Source organism: Leclercia sp. UBA5958, from assembly GCF_002430365.1.
GTDB lineage: Bacteria > Pseudomonadota > Gammaproteobacteria > Enterobacterales > Enterobacteriaceae > Enterobacter > Enterobacter pneumoniae.
Genome location: NZ_DJCE01000004.1, coordinates 509,449 through 525,729, shown reverse-complemented (window position 1 = coordinate 525,729; position 16,281 = coordinate 509,449). Strand labels below are relative to the sequence as shown.

The following is a 16,281-nucleotide window of genomic DNA, read 5'->3' as shown; positions in this document are numbered from 1 at the left end:
ATTCAGGTGAAATTCCGCTGGCAGCCGCAAAAAAATCAGAGAAATTCAACTCACGCTCAGCCCTTTATTCATGGGAAATAGCGCCGTTTCGCTGACCGCAAAATTCATACCACAAGCGAACCCAGGGTTGTCTCAGATTCTGAGTATGTTAGGGTAATGCCAGTTAACTATTTACCATGGTAATCATATCGACATAAGCAAATAACAGGACACTCTCTATTGCATGGCAATTAAATTAGAAGTGAAGAATCTTTATAAAGTATTTGGCGAGCATCCACAGCGTGCGTTCAAATATATCGAAAAAGGACTTTCGAAAGAGCAAATTCTGGAAAAAACAGGGCTATCGCTTGGCGTTAAAGACGCCAGTCTGGCCATTGAAGAAGGCGAGATTTTTGTCATCATGGGGTTATCCGGTTCGGGTAAATCCACTATGGTTCGCCTTCTCAATCGCCTGATTGAACCCACCCGCGGACAGGTGCTGATTGATGGTGAAGATATTGCCAAAATATCTGATGCCGAGCTCCGCGAGGTGCGCAGAAAAAAGATTGCAATGGTCTTTCAGTCATTCGCCCTCATGCCGCATATGACGGTGCTGGATAATACCGCGTTTGGCATGGAATTAGCGGGCGTACCCGCACAAGAGCGCCAGGAAAAAGCGCTGGATGCGTTGCGTCAGGTTGGGCTGGAAAATTATTCGCATGCTTACCCGGATGAACTTTCCGGCGGGATGCGACAGCGTGTCGGATTAGCCCGTGCATTAGCCATTAATCCCGATATTTTATTAATGGACGAAGCCTTCTCAGCACTCGATCCCTTAATTCGTACCGAGATGCAGGATGAACTGGTAAAACTGCAGGCGAAACATCAGCGCACCATCGTGTTTATTTCCCACGATCTGGACGAAGCGATGCGTATTGGCGATCGTATTGCCATTATGCAGAACGGTGAAGTGGTACAGGTCGGCACCCCGGATGAAATACTGAATAATCCGGCCAATGATTATGTGCGCACCTTCTTCCGTGGCGTGGACATTAGCCAGGTCTTTAGCGCAAAAGATATTGCCCGTCGTACGCCAAACGGCATTATTCGCCGCACGCCAGGTTTTGGCCCGCGCTCTGCGTTGAAACTGCTGCAGGACGAAGATCGTGAATTCGGCTACGTCATTGAACGTGGTAATAAATTTGTAGGCGTTGTCTCCATCGACTCTTTGAAAACCGCCCTGGGCGACAATCAGGGAATCGATGCGGCGTTAATCGACTCTCCGCTCGCCGTGGATGCCGAAACGCCGCTCAGCGAGTTGCTCTCTCACGTTGGCCAGGCACCCTGCGCGGTACCGGTCGTCGGTGAAGAACAACAGTACGTCGGCATCATCTCAAAACGCATGTTGCTGCAGGCTTTAGATCGCGAGGGGGCAAACAATGGCTGAACAAAACCCGTGGGGCACCACTGAAGCGGCGGATAGCGCTGCACAATCTGCGGACGCGTGGGGTTCTTCCACACCCGCACCTACCGATGGCGGCGCGGCAGACTGGCTGAATAGCGCGCCAGCGCCGGCACCGGAACACTTTAATATTATGGATCCGTTCCATAAGACCCTGATCCCACTGGATAGCTGGGTGACCGAGGGGATCGACTGGGTAGTGACGCACTTCCGCCCCGTATTCCAGGGGATCCGCGTACCGGTGGATTATATTCTGAATGGTTTCCAGCAGATGTTGCTGGGTATGCCCGCGCCGGTAGCTATCGTGCTGTTCTCGCTCATCGCCTGGCAGTTTGGCAGCGCGGGAATGGGGATTGCCACGCTGATATCCCTGATCGCCATTGGTGCCATCGGCGCCTGGTCGCAGGCGATGATCACCCTGGCGCTGGTGCTGACCGCCCTGCTCTTCTGCGTAGTGATTGGTTTGCCGATGGGGATTTGGCTGGCACGAAGCCCGCGAGCGGCAAAAATCATTCGCCCGCTGCTGGATGCCATGCAGACCACGCCGGCTTTCGTCTACCTGGTGCCCATCGTCATGCTGTTTGGTATCGGCAACGTGCCGGGTGTAGTGGTGACAATTATCTTCGCCCTGCCGCCAATTATCCGCCTGACCATACTGGGCATTAACCAGGTGCCAGCGGACCTGATCGAGGCCTCACGCTCCTTTGGCGCCAGCCCGCGTCAGATGCTGTTCAAGGTACAGTTACCGCTGGCCATGCCAACCATTATGGCCGGGGTTAACCAGACGCTGATGCTGGCGTTGTCGATGGTGGTTATCGCCTCGATGATTGCCGTTGGCGGCCTGGGCCAGATGGTACTCCGCGGCATTGGCCGTCTTGATATGGGACTGGCTACCGTGGGTGGCGTGGGCATTGTGATCCTCGCCATCATCCTTGATCGCCTGACTCAGGCAGTCGGCCGCGATTCACGCAGTCGCGGAAACCGTCGCTGGTACACCACCGGCCCGGTGGGTCTGCTGACTCGTCCATTCACGAAGTAATCCTGTTGTTGCCCGGCGGCATCTCTCTGCCGGGCCAGCAGCACCCCTCCAAAAACGAAGGAACAACGATGCGACATAACATTTTATTTGCCACAGCGTTTGCCACCCTTGTCTCTACCAGCGCATACGCCGCTGACCTGCCAGGCAAAGGCATTACCGTTCAACCGGTTCAGAGCACCATTTCGGAAGAGAGCTTCCAGACCCTTATCGTCAGCCGCGCGCTGGAAAAACTCGGCTACACCGTTAATAAGCCGAGCGAAGTGGATTACAACGTGGGCTACACCTCGATCGCCTCCGGTGATGCAACCTTTACCGCCGTAAACTGGCAGCCGCTGCATGATGATATGTATGCTGCTGCGGGCGGCGAGAAAAAATTCTACCGTGAAGGGACGTTTGTCACCGGTGCAGCGCAAGGTTACCTGATCGACAAAAAAACGGCGGATAAGTACCACATCACCAATATTGAACAGCTGAAAGATCCGAAGATCGCCAAACTGTTTGATACCAACGGTGATGGCAAAGCGGACATGATGGGCTGCTCACCGGGCTGGGGCTGCGAAGCGGTTATTAACCACCAGAACAAAGCCTTCGACCTGGAGAAAACCGTTGAGGTAAGCCACGGTAACTACTCTGCGATGATGGCCGATACCATCGCCCGCTTCAAAGAGGGCAAGCCTATCATCTATTACACCTGGACCCCGTACTGGGTCAGCGATGTGATGAAACCGGGTAAAGACGTGGTGTGGCTGCAGGTACCGTTCTCCTCCCTGCCCGGCGAGCAGAAAGATATCGACACTAAACTGCCAAACGGTATGAACTATGGTTTCCCGGTGAATACCATGCACATCGTGGCTAACAAGGCCTGGGCTGAAAAGAACCCGGCTGCGGCGAAGCTGTTCTCGGTCATGAAGTTGCCGCTGGCAGACATCAATGCTCAGAATGCGATGATGCACGCAGGAAAATCCTCAGAAGCCGACGTTCAGGGCCATGTTGATGGCTGGATTAAAGCCCACCAGCAGCAGTTTGACGGCTGGGTGAAAGAGGCGCTGGCCGCGCAGAAGTAACTCCCCTCCCCCCACCCTCTCCCTCCGGGAGAGGGTATTTGAATTCCCTAACCCTCCTGGTCAGGGAAAGTCAAAGCGCACAATCCATCACGTAACAATTCCCCAACATTCACATTCATCCGTTATTATGGTTTCCGAATCGATAATCACTTAACTAATGATTTCAGACCATAATGACCAAAACTTCTCAAGGACTTAGCCCGGCACTGATCTTACTGATGTCAGTCGCAACGGGTCTGGCTGTCGCCAGCAACTACTACGCGCAACCTCTGCTCGATACCATCGCCCGCGCCTTTAACCTTTCGGCGAGCTCTGCGGGTTTTATCGTGACCGCCGCCCAGCTCGGCTATGCCGCCGGCCTGCTGCTGCTGGTTCCACTTGGGGATATGTTTGAGCGCCGCTCCCTGATCGTTTTCATGACCCTGCTCGCCGCAGGCGGAATGCTGATCACCGCCAGCAGCCAGTCGCTGAGCATGATGATCCTCGGCACCGCCCTGACCGGGTTATTCTCGGTCGTGGCGCAGATCCTCGTCCCGCTGGCCGCTACCCTCGCAGCCCCGGAAAAACGCGGCAAAGTGGTGGGTACCATCATGAGTGGCCTGCTGCTGGGCATTTTGCTGGCGCGTACCGTGGCGGGATTACTGGCCAGTCTCGGTGGCTGGCGCACGGTGTACTGGGTGGCAAGCGTATTAATGGTGATCATGGCCATCGCCCTCTGGCGCGGCTTGCCAAAAGTGAAGCAGGAAAACCATCTTAACTACTTCCAGCTTCTCGGCTCCGTATTCAGTCTGTTCACGCAGGATAAATTGCTGCGTACCCGCGCCCTGCTGGGCTGCTTCACCTTTGCAAATTTCAGTATTCTCTGGACCTCCATGGCCTTCCTGCTGGCCTCTCCCCCGTTCAACTATTCCGAAGGGGTAATTGGCCTGTTTGGTCTGGCAGGCGCGGCGGGAGCGCTGGGCGCGCGACCTGCGGGTGGACTGGCAGACAAGGGCAAATCACACCTCACCACATCAGCCAGTTTGGTTCTGCTGCTGCTCTCCTGGTCAGCCATCTGGTATGGGCATCTCTCAGTACTGTCGCTGATTGTTGGCATTCTGGTGTTGGATCTCACCGTGCAGGGCGTGCACATCACCAACCAGACGGTCATCTATCGCGTGAAGCCGGATGCCCGTAACCGTCTGACCGCCGGATACATGACCAGCTACTTCATTGGCGGCGCGGCGGGGTCGCTGATCTCTGCCTCGGCGTGGCAACATGCGGGCTGGGCTGGGGTGTGCCTGGTGGGTAGCGTGATGGCACTTCTGAACCTGCTTGTCTGGTGGCGCGGCTATCATCGCCAGGAGGCAATTACTTAAGCTTTACATTGCTTTGGGGCTTCTCTGGGTGCAAGAAGCCCCGCAGTCTGTTAAGGTGGCGGAAACATTTATCCCTGAAATTTTAATGTGGGTGATATATTTACGAACCGCATGAATAACCAGCCCATCGCACCTTCTTCGACATTTCACGCTGTTTCAGATCACCCAATCCTCTTTTCTCTGGGCACCCGCCCGACCGTCTCTTTGAACACCGGGACACGGATTCACCCGGCACTTTATGGCAGTGACATAAGCTTTGCGGATTTTAACCGCACAAATAATTCATTTACATTATTTGTCACTGTCGTTACTATATCGGCTGTAATTAATGAGGTTATGCCCAAATGGATAGTTCGTTTACGCCCATTGAACAAATGCTTAAATTTCGCGCCAGTCGTCATGAGGATTTCCCATATCAGGAGATTCTGCTGACCCGTCTCTGCATGCACATGCAGGGCAAATTGCTGGATAACCGCAATAAGATGCTGAAAGCTCAAGGGATTAACGAGACGTTATTTATGGCGTTGATTACGCTGGAGTCTCAGGAAAATCACAGTATTCAGCCTTCCGAACTGAGTTGCGCGCTGGGTTCATCCCGCACCAATGCAACCCGTATCGCTGATGAGCTGGAAAAACGCGGCTGGATCGAACGCCGTGAAAGCGACAACGATCGTCGTTGTCTGCATTTGCAATTGACCGACAAAGGTCACGCATTCCTGCGTGAGGTATTACCGCCTCAGCACAATTGTCTGCACCAACTCTGGTCTGCTCTTAGCACCTCCGAGCGCGACCAGCTTGAGCACATCACTCGCAAGCTCCTCACCCGTCTGGATCAGATGGATGAAGACGGTGTCATTCTTGAGGCACTGCGCTAACGCGACGACTCGCTCGACAATCCAGATTTATAAGAAAACCGACAGGCCAGCACGTCATACTGCTGGCCTTTCTGATAACAGGTCGGCACAGCCGATGTGAAAATAAAAAGATCGTGGAGAACAACAATGAGCGCAAATGCGGAGAATACCCCCCCGCAGCAACCAGCCAGTAAGAAAGGCAAGCGTAAAAGTGCCCTTCTTCTGCTGACCTTGCTCTTTATTATTATTGCCGTGGCATATGGGATCTATTGGTTTTTAGTACTGCGTCATTTTGAGGAGACGGATGATGCGTACGTGGCAGGGAACCAGGTACAAATTATGGCGCAGGTGTCAGGCAGCGTGACGAAAGTCTGGGCTGACAACACCGACTTTGTGCAGAAAGGCGACGTGCTGGTCACGCTCGACCCGACCGATGCACAGCAGGCATTTGAAAAAGCGCAGACCGAGCTTGCCTCGAGCGTGCGTCAAACGCGCCAGCAGATGATTAACAGTAAGCAACTTCTGGCCAGCATTGAGGTGCAGAAAACTGCCCTGGCGCAGGCGCAGAGTGACTTCAAGCGTCGTGTTCCGCTTGGCACCGCCAACCTGATTGGCCGTGAAGAACTGCAGCACGCCCGTGATGCAGTGGCCAGCGCCCAGGCGCAGCTTGACGTCTCTATTCAGCAGTACAACGCCAATCAGGCGATGATACTGAATACCACGCTGGATCAACAGCCGGCGGTTAAACAGGCCGCCACGGAAGTACGTAACGCCTGGCTGGCGCTGGAGCGTACCAAAATCGTCAGCCCGATGACCGGCTACGTTTCTCGTCGTTCCGTTCAACCCGGCGCGCAGATTAGCACCACAACGCCGCTGATGGCCGTGGTTCCGGCGACGCACCTGTGGGTCGATGCCAACTTTAAAGAGACTCAACTGGCGCATATGCGTATTGGCCAGACCGCGACCGTGGTGAGCGATATCTACGGCGACGAGGTGAAGTACACCGGTAAGGTGGTGGGTCTGGATATGGGGACCGGCAGTGCGTTCTCCTTGCTGCCTGCGCAGAATGCGACGGGCAACTGGATCAAAGTGGTTCAGCGTCTGCCGGTACGTATCGAGCTGGATGAGAAACAGCTGGCGGATCATCCCCTGCGTATTGGACTTTCGACCCTCGTGACCGTTGATACGACCGATCGTGACGGACATATGCTGGCAAACCAGGTACGCACTAACCCGGCGTATGAAAGTAATGCCCGTGAAATCAGCCTTGAGCCTGTGAACAAGCTGATTAATGACATCGTGAAGGCGAACGCCGGTTAATCCGAAGGTGAGCGTTATGCAGCAGCAAAAACCGCAAAAACCACTGGAGGGGGCGCAACTGGTCATTATGACCATTGCGCTGTCGCTGGCGACGTTCATGCAGGTGCTGGACTCCACCATTGCAAACGTGGCGATCCCCACCATCGCCGGCAACCTGGGCTCGTCGCTGAGCCAGGGAACCTGGGTCATCACCTCGTTCGGGGTAGCGAACGCTATCTCGATCCCCATTACTGGCTGGCTGGCAAAGCGCGTCGGTGAAGTGAAGCTGTTCCTCTGGTCCACCATCGCGTTTGTGATTGCCTCCTGGGCCTGTGGTGTCTCAAGCAGCCTGAATATGCTGATCTTCTTCCGCGTATTACAAGGGATTGTTGCCGGGCCGCTGATCCCGCTGTCGCAAAGTTTGCTCCTGAGCAACTATCCGCCAGCGAAGCGATCTGTTGCTCTGGCGCTGTGGTCAATGACGGTGATCGTGGCACCGATCTGCGGCCCTATCCTCGGCGGCTTTATCAGTGATAACTACCACTGGGGCTGGATCTTCTTCATCAACGTCCCGATCGGCGCCATTGTGGTGCTGTTAACGTTACAGTCACTGCGCGGTCGGGAAACCCGTACTGAACAGCGGCGTATTGATGGCGTGGGGCTGGCGTTACTGGTACTGGGTATTGGTAGTCTGCAAATCATGCTCGACCGCGGTAAAGAGCTGGACTGGTTTGCCTCTCAGGAGATCATCGTCCTGACCGTGGTGGCGGTGGTGGCGTTAAGCTTCCTGATTATCTGGGAGTTGACCGATGAAAACCCGATAGTCGACTTATCGCTATTCAAATCGCGAAACTTTACCATCGGCTGCTTATGTATCAGCCTGGCCTATATGCTCTACTTCGGCGCGATCGTTCTGTTGCCGCAGCTACTACAGGAAGTGTACGGCTACACGGCCACCTGGGCAGGCCTGGCCTCGGCGCCCGTTGGGGTCATTCCGGTGCTGTTATCGCCAATTATTGGTCGCTTTGCCCATAAGCTGGATATGCGTCGGCTTGTGACGTTCAGCTTTATTATGTACGCGGTCTGTTTCTACTGGCGTGCGTATACCTTCGAACCAGGAATGGACTTTGGTGCCTCTGCGTGGCCACAGTTTATTCAGGGCTTCGCGGTTGCGTGCTTCTTCATGCCACTGACTACCATTACGCTCTCCGGCTTGCCGCCCGAGCGCCTGGCTGCGGCATCAAGCTTGTCGAACTTCACCCGTACGCTGGCTGGCTCCATTGGTACGTCGATTACGACCACTCTATGGACTAACCGGGAATCGATGCACCATGCGCAGCTTACCGAATCGGTGAACCCGTATAACCCGAACGCGCAAGAGATGTATAGTCAGCTGCAGGGTATGGGGATGACCGATCAGCAGGCCTCCGGCTGGATTGCCCAGCAAATTACCAACCAGGGACTGATTATTTCGGCTAACGAGATTTTCTGGATGTCTGCGGGGGTATTTATTGTCTTGCTGGGGCTGGTATGGTTTGCGAAGCCGCCGTTTGGTGCAGGCGGTGGTGGCGGAGGCGCCCACTAAGCGCGTCATCAAAACAAAAACGGATCTGCATGCAGATCCGTTTTTTTATGCCTATTTAATGCCGATGATCTTCACCGTAATGATGGAGACCGTGCCCGGCGGTACAAGCCCTGGCACGCCCTGTTCACCGTAAGCCTGCTTCGCCGGGATGATGATTTTGGCTTCACCGCCGAGACCAAGTTTGGTGACCACCAACCGGAACAGCGGTGGCAGGTCTTGCACGCGGCTGGCGCGCACCTCTTTACTGGACATCACTTTACCCGTGCCCAGTACTTCATCAAGCTCGGTAATAATATTGCTCTGCCCATTAACCAGTGGTGCTTCACCCTGCTTGATGACACGGTAAATCGAACCATCTGCCGTTTTTACAGCGCCTTTTTCTTTTGCCGCCTTGCTGAGGATCGCTTTACTCTGTTTTTCGTTTTCAGAGAGCGTAGACGCCAGCTGTTTCTGCTGCTGTTTATCCAGCGTGGTCAGTTCTTTCGTGATCTTCGCCACCGGGAGTTGCAGCTGGTTGTTTACCTTATCGTTGAATCCCTGGGTGAACGCTTTCAGATCGAACTTCTTGCCCAGATCGGTCATTTTTATTTTTTCACGATCGGCGGCCTGACCATACCAACTGCCAATGGCATAGCTGGTTTGGGTATCTTTTGCTGCACTGGTATCAACTTTAACGCGCGGCTGTCCGCTAACAGGCTTCGTCTCTTTCGCTGCCTTTTCGCTGGCTGCCTGTTCCGTCTTCAGCTTCTCATTAAGGTTCGTCAGTTCGGTAAGAGAAGCGGCCTGCGCTTTCAGTTTCTCATTCAGCGCGGCATTTTCTTTGTTAACAGACTCCAGCTTCTTACTCAGTTCGGCAGCCGCCTTGTCGTTGCCGACCACATTTTTTTGTACGGATATCAGCGACTCCTGAGAAGCGATGACCCGCTTCGCATCTTCCAGCTGGCTGAGCGTGATGTCAGATTTCAGCTGCATGTTTTTCAATGCGGTCTCCTGCTCCGCCAGCTTCGCGGCAACAGTTTGCTTCTGCGTGGTGAGGCCGGAAAGCTGTTGTTCACCCGCCTGTAGCTTCGCTTTTAGCTCTTCAACTTGTCTGGAAAGATGGGCTGAGAGCGTATTCGCGCTCGCCAGCTTTTGAGCCAGCTCGCTGCTTTTTTGATCCGCAGTGAGACGGGTGGCTTTAAGCGCGGCCAGCTCATCTTCCAGCGTTTTTTTCTGCGCTTTAAGATCGTTCAGTGTTTTATTAAGCGCTTCGCCCTGAGTGGTAAAGGTGGTTTCAGTCGTCTGCTTTTGCGCTTTCAGGTCGGCAAGCTGCTTTTCCAGCAGCTGCGATTTTGTTTTTAACGCTTTTGCCTCTTCATCCATTTGCGTGGCGCGCGCCGTAGCACTGGCTAACTGCTGTGTCAGCTGCAAGCTCTGCTGCTCTTTGCTGCCAGTGGTATTTTTCAGTGCAGCAAGCTGCTCATCGAGCGTTTTTTTCTGCAGCTTAAGCTCGGCGAGATCTTTCAGCATGGCAGCACTTCTGGCGGCCATCTCGCTTTCAGCACTTTGCTTCTGGGTTTTGAGTGTAGAGAGCTCCTTTTCCATCTGCTGAGACCGGGCTTTCAGCCCTTCTGACTCTTTAGCCAACTGCGTCGTTTTCGCTGTCGCGCTGGCTAGCTGTTCCACTAGCTGAGCATTTTTTTGCTGAGAACCGCTGCTGCTGTTTTTCAGGGCGGTAAGCTGATCGTCCAGCGATTTTTTCTGCGCTTTGAGGTCACTGAGCTGTCCCTCAAGCGTCGTAATTTGTGACTTGAGTTCAGCAAGTTCTTTAGCCTGAGCCCTGTCTTTAATGGTCAGCGCAGTTTCTGCACTCTGCTTCTGCGCCTTCAGTTCGGTCAGCTGCTTTTCCAGCATCTGCACTTTTGACTTCAGGGTGGCAGACTCTTCCATTGTGCGTGCAACGCGCGCTTTTTCTGCAGCAAACTGTTCTGCCAGTTGCGCACTTTTCTGGTCTTTATTACCACTGGCGCTGACCAGCGCGGCGAGTTGATCGTCTACATTTTTTTTCTGGAGCTTGAGATCGGCAAGATCTTTGATCAACGTCGTGGTCCGGGTCGCCAGCTCATTATCCGCGGCCTGTTTCGCTATTTTGAGCTCAGAAAGTTGCTTTTCCAGAAGCGTCACTTTTGATTTCAGGGCTGCCGACTCTTCAGTCGTCTTTGCAGCACGCGTTTTTTCTGCGGCTAACTGCTCTGCCAGCTCTGTGTTTTTTTTCTGCGAACCAGTACTGGCCGTATTCAGAGCGATAAGGCGTGCATCCAGCGCCTCTTTCTGAAGTTTGAGTTCGGCAAGCTCTTTGACAAGGGCCGCGCTTTTGGTCGCCAGTTCGCTATCCGCGGCCTGTTTGCCTTTTTTCAGTTCGGCGAGCTGTTTTTCCAGAAGCTGTACTTTTGACTTCAGGGCGTCAGACGCTTCGGCCATTTGGGTGGAACGCGCTTTCTCTGCGGCTAACTGCTCTACCAGCGCTGCGCTTTTTTTCTGTGCGCCACTGCTGTCAGTTTTCAGGGCCGCAAGCTGACCGTCCAGCGCTTCTTTCTGAAGCTTAAGGTCACTGAGTTCTTTAATCAGGGCCGTGCTTTTGGTCGCCAGCTCGGTATCCGTAGCTTGCTTCTGTACTTTCAGTTCTGAAAGCTGCTGTTCCTGACGCTGCAATTTTGCCTTCAGCGCGGCTGACTCTTCAGACGTGCGAGTCACGCGCGCTTTCTCAGCGGCAAGCTGTTCTGCCAGCTCTGCGCTCTTCTGCTGCGTGTTGCCACTGGCGGCTTTAAGAGAGGCGTACTGCTCTTCCAGAGTCTTGTTCTGGCTTTTCAGTTCGGCGAGTGCTTTGTTTAACGCAACGCTCTGGGCCATAGCAGCTGCCAGCTGTTCTGATTGCTGGGTGTTCTTTTGCGCTGTTTCGCCGCTGCGCGTCTCCAGACCAGAGAGTTTTGCTTCCAGCGCCTGTTTCTGCTCACGAAGGGAGATTAGCTCTTTATTCAGCGCATCGCTTTTTGCGTTTGCCTGGCTAAGCTGTTCAGTAAGTTGCTGGTTCTGTTGTTTATCTCGTGAAGCGCTATTTGGAAGCGTGGCTGCAAGACTGTCCAGGGCTAACTGTTGTGCATTACCCACCGGCTGCTGCTTCAGCTTTGTAAGTGACTGCTCATGCGCCTGCACACGTTTTTTTTCATTAGCCAGCGCCTGTTCCAGAGTCAATTTTTCACGCTCAATCTCCTGGAGGGAGTGGCCTAATCCTGTGATGGTGGCGTTCGCTTTACGGAGTTCTTCGGTCAGCCCGGCCACTTTTTTACGCCAGGTTGAACTGTCTTGCGAAGCCACAGGCAACGGCTTTGCCTGTGGCTTCGCTGGACGAGGGGCAGTTTTTATCGGCGGGGATTCAGAGACTGCAGCCGAGCCCTCAGTAGAACTAAAAGGGCTCGTGGTATCATTGCCGATAATTTTTTCGTTACTTAACTGTTCGAGCAGGTCGGTATTAGCTGAATAACTACTCCCACTGGATAAAAGCAATCCACAATAAAGAGTAGCAGTCACGTATTTTTTCATAGATTATTCATTTCGTTCGCGCGTTTCATCATATTGGAATAAACGCTGTTTTTTATTCTGACGCAAACTAACGAGATCTTCTTATTAATTTCCGTCAGCATAACTTCTGAGGCATTGGCATCAACCAGAGATTTGTTTGTTTCATAAATTCTGTAGTTCTTGTTAATGTTTTCGAACTGTTTACGGTAGCCTTCATAAGCCCCAGGATCCAGCTTCTGGAGCGCGGAGAACTCCTGGTAGCACTGCACCTCCTGCTTACGCGCTTCAGGCTCTTTCGCAATAGGGGTGGTATTTACGGTGCTGCATGCAGATAAAATAAATGCGGAAATTAGCACTGCTGAGCCTGAAACATAACTTTTCATAAATTCCTCTAAATAAACATTAATTTGCGACAATCGGGTCCGATATTATTAATACAACAGATAGTTTAAGACAACTTAATGTTTGAATTTTATTGGTCAGCCGCAAACCGACCTCAATAGTAAAACACTACGGGCACAATTCACATTACTGAAGAATTTTTTAGGATTTAATAAAGGGAATAATGACAGGATGTAATAATAACCGGCACCTCATGAAAAAGTACCGGTGTGATCGCTAGATATGCAGTTCTTGCAGTTTTTCTTTCGGCAGGGCAAGTTCATCGTTGCTGTTTACGCGTACGTCACGTTCGATGATGTGGCGTGCAATCTCTTGCGCCTCTTCCAGTGAGTGCATCTGATATGTCCCGCACTGGTAAACATTCAGTTCCGGAATCTGGTTCTGCTCTTTTACTTTCAACACGTCGGCCATTGCCGCTTTCCAGGCGTCCGCTACGCGGCTCTCTTCCGGTTGACCGATCAAGCTCATATAGAAACCGGTACGGCAACCCATCGGGGAGATATCGATAATCTCAACGCCGTTGCCGTTCAGGTGATCGCGCATAAAACCTGCAAACAGGTGCTCAAGGGTATGAATACCGCGCTCCGGCATCACTTCTTTGTTTGGCACGCAGAAACGCAGGTCAAATACGGTGATTGTGTCGCCGTGCGGGGTATTCATGGTCTTCGCAACACGTACAGCAGGCGCTTCCATACGGGTATGGTCGACAGTAAAGCTATCTAATAACGGCATACGTCACCTCCGAAAGTGATTTTTTTAAAATTAATTGAACTCTTCGTTTCAACGCGAGTCTGAGTATATGAAAGACGCGCATTTGTTATCATCATCCCTGTTCTTCAGAGATGTAAGTTTGGCCACAGCGATGTGGCCTTTTTCTTTTCTGTCAGCTGTTCTTCGCCAGAAACGCTGCAAATGGCTCAGTATCTGCCGCTTCAATCTCTTTCTGACGCAGTTGCGATGCTTCACGCTCCGCGATAAAGTCGGCTTCGCTTATCACTTCCAGCGGTTCGCTTTTCAACATCTCACGATACTGCGCAGATAGCGATCGGCCTGTGCCACCAATGCCTTCATCAATCATAGAACGCAAAATACGGGCTGAAAACGTCAGTTCAGGATTGTCGAAGCTCTCTACCAGCTCATCGCAAACCTGTTGATAGGCTTCTCCGCCGTAGACGCTGTCCAGCGTCTGCGCGACGCGTTTCAGATCGCGGAACAGATCTTTTCCGACTTTTTGTAACGGGAACTGCGCCGTTTCACAGCCCATGCCTAGCGTCAGGCCCGGTTTACGCCCTTCCAGAATCACGCGGTTCCAGTTAGTGCGGGTGCAGAGCAGTTCATCAGCGCTCATCTCTGGCGCATCCGCCAGCACGCACCAGACCATGAAGAGATCGAGGAAACGGACTTGCTGCTCATCTACGCCAATTGGCGAGAAGGGATTAATATCCAGCGAACGAACTTCAATATATTCAATACCGCCACGCTGCAGCGCGTCAGAAGGTGTTTCACCACTGCGCGTTACGCGTTTAGGACGAATTGGCGCGTAGAGTTCGTTCTCAATCTGAAGAACATTGCTATTAATCTGTAGACGCTTACCGTCGCGTTCCAGCCCAATGGCTTCGTACTCTTCAGACGGGGTTTTAATCGCCCGCTTCAATCCTGCCACATACTCGGTCAGATCGTTAAACGTAATTCCGAGATTGCTTTGCGATTTATTGGTATAACCCAGGTCGCTGAGACGCAACGAGGTAGCATAAGGCAGGTAATACATACCACAATCGGTTTTTTCGAACGGCAGTGTGGTCGGTTTACCTTGCAGGAATGACGAGCAGATCGCCGGCGACGCGCCGAACAGGTAGGGGATGACCCAGCCAAAGCGATAGTAGTTACGGATAAGACGTAAATAGCCCGCGGAGATCGCCTCTTTATCTGTTTCACCACACTTCGCCTGCCAGAATGCCATCGGCAATGAGAAGTTGTAATGGACCCCAGAAATGGTCTGCATCAATGCGCCATAGCGATTTTTCAGCCCTTCACGATAGAGCGTCTTCAGGCGGCCGATATTGGAGGTGCCATATTGCGCCAGTTCAATATCCTGCCCCTGCTCAATGTAACAAGGCATACTAAGCGGCCACATCCGCTCATCACCCAGTTGACGGGCGGTGTAGCGATGAATGTCGCGCATAATCGTTAGCATATGGCCAATATCGCCATCTACTGGCGTTATGAACTCAAGCAGCGCTTCGGCGAAATCCGTGGTGATCCATTTATGGGTCAGCGCAGAGCCCAGCACTTCAGGATGGCCCGTTGTTGCAAGTGAACCATCTTCGTTTACGCGCAGCGTTTCGCGTTCAAGACCACGCTGAATACCCTTCAGAGCCTGAGGGTGGTTTTCCAGCCAGGCCAACGCCTGTGATACGTCCGGGATCAATTCGACCTCCCGCCTGTCAAAATCATTTTATTTAGCATAATTGTAATGGTTTAGGGTCACAAACAGTCCAATTAGTGCCACCACGACATGCCCTGTAAGGTTGCTACCGCCACAAGGACATAGCGTAACGCTTTACCAAGCGTTAAAAAAAAGAGCACCGGCCCCCAGGAGATGCGCATCCATCCCGCCAGCAGGCACAGCAAATCGCCTATTACAGGCATCCAGCTTAATAACAGCGTGGCAGCGCCATAGCGTTTTAGCCAGTTAACTGCCTTTTCCTGCCAGCGCGACGTTTTGCGAAGAGGAAAGAAACGCCCAAGAATAACGTTAGTCAGCCCTCCAAGGCTATTACCCATTGTTGCTATTAAGACCAGCAACCAGGGCTGACTCACGCCTGACAACAACATCGCGATCAGCACAACTTCGGAATTACCGGGCAGAAGGGTAGCGCTTAAAAAACTGCTGGCGAATAACGAAGCGAGTGACAGCAGTTCACTCACAGTCTGCGAACGTCCACTGCCGCCATGCCAGCCGCGTGCGCCGCCTGAAGACCGAAATCAGCATCTTCGAAGACAACGCATTTTTCAGGTGATACACCCATCCGTTCTGCGCAAAGCAGGAAGGTATCCGGAGCGGGTTTGTGATTCTGGACATGATCGGCAGCAACAACCGCCGTGAAATAGCGACGCAGGTCAAGATGTGCTAGTAAGGCTTCTGCCATCGCGCTTTCGCTCCCGGTGCCAACAGACATCGGGCGACGGCCATACCACTCTTTAACCACGTCAATTAACGGAAGGGGACGCACGGTATCCAGCAGCATCGCTTTTACCGCGTCACTCTTTTCGCGGGCAAGTAGATACGGATCGAGATCCGCCTGATTTAATTCGATAACCGCCTGTGCGATACGCCAGGTTGGCGAACCGTTAAGCGCCACCATCGCCTGTAGATCGAAACGCATCCCGTAGCGGCCAAGAACATCATCCCAGGCTTTACGGTGAGTGGGTTCGGTATCCAGGATGGTGCCATCCATATCGAAGATCAGACCGTCATACTGTGCGTACATCGAGCTTCCGCCAAACGATTAACAAAACATTACTTTAACGTAAACAGCTGTTTTTGTCGCTGATAGTCAAAGCGTTCGCTGACGAAATGGTGAAGGAATAAACGAATGAAGGGGGATGTTCTGGGGAAACTTAGAATTAGGAAACAACAGTGTTACTGCTGTCGCAGAGAAGATGGTGCATCCGGGAGGA

13 protein-coding genes are annotated in these 16,281 nt (G+C 52.8%); 7 read left to right on the top strand and 6 right to left on the bottom strand.

The window, feature by feature from the left end; genetic code table 11:
• The first annotated feature begins 223 nt into the window (after positions 1 to 223).
• The 7 genes from proV to emrB all read left to right on the top strand — a co-directional run bounded on the left by proV (position 224) and on the right by emrB (position 8,640).
• Complete coding sequence (gene proV / locus B2Q93_RS06975) at positions 224 to 1,426, top strand: glycine betaine/L-proline ABC transporter ATP-binding protein ProV (RefSeq protein ID WP_046886116.1); 1,203 nt, start codon at positions 224 to 226, stop codon at positions 1,424 to 1,426.
• Entirely contained in the window at positions 1,419 to 2,480 is a 1,062-nt protein-coding gene (gene proW, locus B2Q93_RS06970; RefSeq protein WP_040074305.1) for a glycine betaine/L-proline ABC transporter permease ProW, read from the top strand. The genes proV and proW overlap by 8 nt, the downstream gene beginning before the upstream one ends.
• A gap of 68 nt (positions 2,481 to 2,548) precedes the next feature.
• The gene (proX, locus tag B2Q93_RS06965; protein ID WP_046886117.1) at positions 2,549 to 3,544 is read left to right on the top strand and encodes a glycine betaine/L-proline ABC transporter substrate-binding protein ProX; all 996 of its coding nucleotides are present in this window, start codon (positions 2,549 to 2,551) and stop codon (positions 3,542 to 3,544) included.
• Positions 3,545 to 3,717: 173 nt separating this feature from the next.
• Complete coding sequence (locus B2Q93_RS06960) at positions 3,718 to 4,902, top strand: MFS transporter (protein ID WP_040074303.1); 1,185 nt, start codon at positions 3,718 to 3,720, stop codon at positions 4,900 to 4,902.
• Between the two features lie 344 nt (positions 4,903 to 5,246).
• Positions 5,247 to 5,777, top strand: a complete 531-nt coding sequence (mprA, locus tag B2Q93_RS06955; protein WP_040074301.1) for a transcriptional repressor MprA — start codon at positions 5,247 to 5,249, stop codon at positions 5,775 to 5,777.
• A gap of 126 nt (positions 5,778 to 5,903) precedes the next feature.
• Complete coding sequence (emrA, locus tag B2Q93_RS06950) at positions 5,904 to 7,076, top strand: multidrug efflux MFS transporter periplasmic adaptor subunit EmrA (protein WP_207292279.1); 1,173 nt, start codon at positions 5,904 to 5,906, stop codon at positions 7,074 to 7,076.
• A 16-nt stretch (positions 7,077 to 7,092) separates the two neighbouring features.
• Complete coding sequence (gene emrB, locus B2Q93_RS06945) at positions 7,093 to 8,640, top strand: multidrug efflux MFS transporter permease subunit EmrB (RefSeq protein ID WP_286932309.1); 1,548 nt, start codon at positions 7,093 to 7,095, stop codon at positions 8,638 to 8,640.
• Positions 8,641 to 8,691: 51 nt separating this feature from the next.
• Here emrB and B2Q93_RS06940 read toward each other — a convergent pair whose 3' ends face one another.
• From B2Q93_RS06940 to yqaB, 6 genes are all read right to left on the bottom strand, one after another.
• Complete coding sequence (locus B2Q93_RS06940; protein WP_286932307.1) at positions 8,692 to 11,994, bottom strand: FKBP-type peptidyl-prolyl cis-trans isomerase N-terminal domain-containing protein; 3,303 nt, start codon at positions 11,992 to 11,994, stop codon at positions 8,692 to 8,694.
• 221 nt (positions 11,995 to 12,215) lie between these two features.
• On the bottom strand, positions 12,216 to 12,581 hold the full coding sequence (locus B2Q93_RS06935; protein ID WP_286932305.1) for a hypothetical protein: 366 nt from the start codon (positions 12,579 to 12,581) through the stop codon (positions 12,216 to 12,218).
• 235 nt (positions 12,582 to 12,816) lie between these two features.
• Complete coding sequence (luxS, locus tag B2Q93_RS06930) at positions 12,817 to 13,332, bottom strand: S-ribosylhomocysteine lyase (protein WP_040074294.1); 516 nt, start codon at positions 13,330 to 13,332, stop codon at positions 12,817 to 12,819.
• A gap of 151 nt (positions 13,333 to 13,483) precedes the next feature.
• Positions 13,484 to 15,028, bottom strand: a complete 1,545-nt coding sequence (gene gshA, locus B2Q93_RS06925) for a glutamate--cysteine ligase (protein ID WP_286932304.1) — start codon at positions 15,026 to 15,028, stop codon at positions 13,484 to 13,486.
• Between the two features lie 71 nt (positions 15,029 to 15,099).
• On the bottom strand, positions 15,100 to 15,528 hold the full coding sequence (locus B2Q93_RS06920) for a YqaA family protein (protein ID WP_046886122.1): 429 nt from the start codon (positions 15,526 to 15,528) through the stop codon (positions 15,100 to 15,102).
• Positions 15,525 to 16,091 carry a fructose-1-phosphate/6-phosphogluconate phosphatase gene (gene yqaB, locus B2Q93_RS06915; protein ID WP_046886123.1) on the bottom strand — a complete coding sequence of 189 codons (567 nt, stop codon included), beginning with the start codon at positions 16,089 to 16,091 and terminating at the stop codon, positions 15,525 to 15,527. Before yqaB ends, B2Q93_RS06920 begins: the two co-directional genes overlap by 4 nt.
• Between the last annotated feature and the right edge of the window lie 190 nt (positions 16,092 to 16,281).

What these genes read in the sequence shown, in the direction of transcription:
- proV (WP_046886116.1), top strand. Translation starts at nt 224, where the DNA reads ATGGCAATTAAATTAGAAGTGAAGAATCTTTATAAAGTATTTGGCGAG.
- proW (WP_040074305.1), top strand. Translation starts at nt 1,419, where the DNA reads ATGGCTGAACAAAACCCGTGGGGCACCACTGAAGCGGCGGATAGCGCT.
- proX (WP_046886117.1), top strand. Translation starts at nt 2,549, where the DNA reads ATGCGACATAACATTTTATTTGCCACAGCGTTTGCCACCCTTGTCTCT.
- B2Q93_RS06960 (WP_040074303.1), top strand. Translation starts at nt 3,718, where the DNA reads ATGACCAAAACTTCTCAAGGACTTAGCCCGGCACTGATCTTACTGATG.
- mprA (WP_040074301.1), top strand. Translation starts at nt 5,247, where the DNA reads ATGGATAGTTCGTTTACGCCCATTGAACAAATGCTTAAATTTCGCGCC.
- emrA (WP_207292279.1), top strand. Translation starts at nt 5,904, where the DNA reads ATGAGCGCAAATGCGGAGAATACCCCCCCGCAGCAACCAGCCAGTAAG.
- emrB (WP_286932309.1), top strand. Translation starts at nt 7,093, where the DNA reads ATGCAGCAGCAAAAACCGCAAAAACCACTGGAGGGGGCGCAACTGGTC.
- B2Q93_RS06935 (WP_286932305.1), bottom strand. Translation starts at nt 12,581, where the DNA reads ATGAAAAGTTATGTTTCAGGCTCAGCAGTGCTAATTTCCGCATTTATT.
- luxS (WP_040074294.1), bottom strand. Translation starts at nt 13,332, where the DNA reads ATGCCGTTATTAGATAGCTTTACTGTCGACCATACCCGTATGGAAGCG.
- yqaB (WP_046886123.1), bottom strand. Translation starts at nt 16,091, where the DNA reads ATGTACGCACAGTATGACGGTCTGATCTTCGATATGGATGGCACCATC.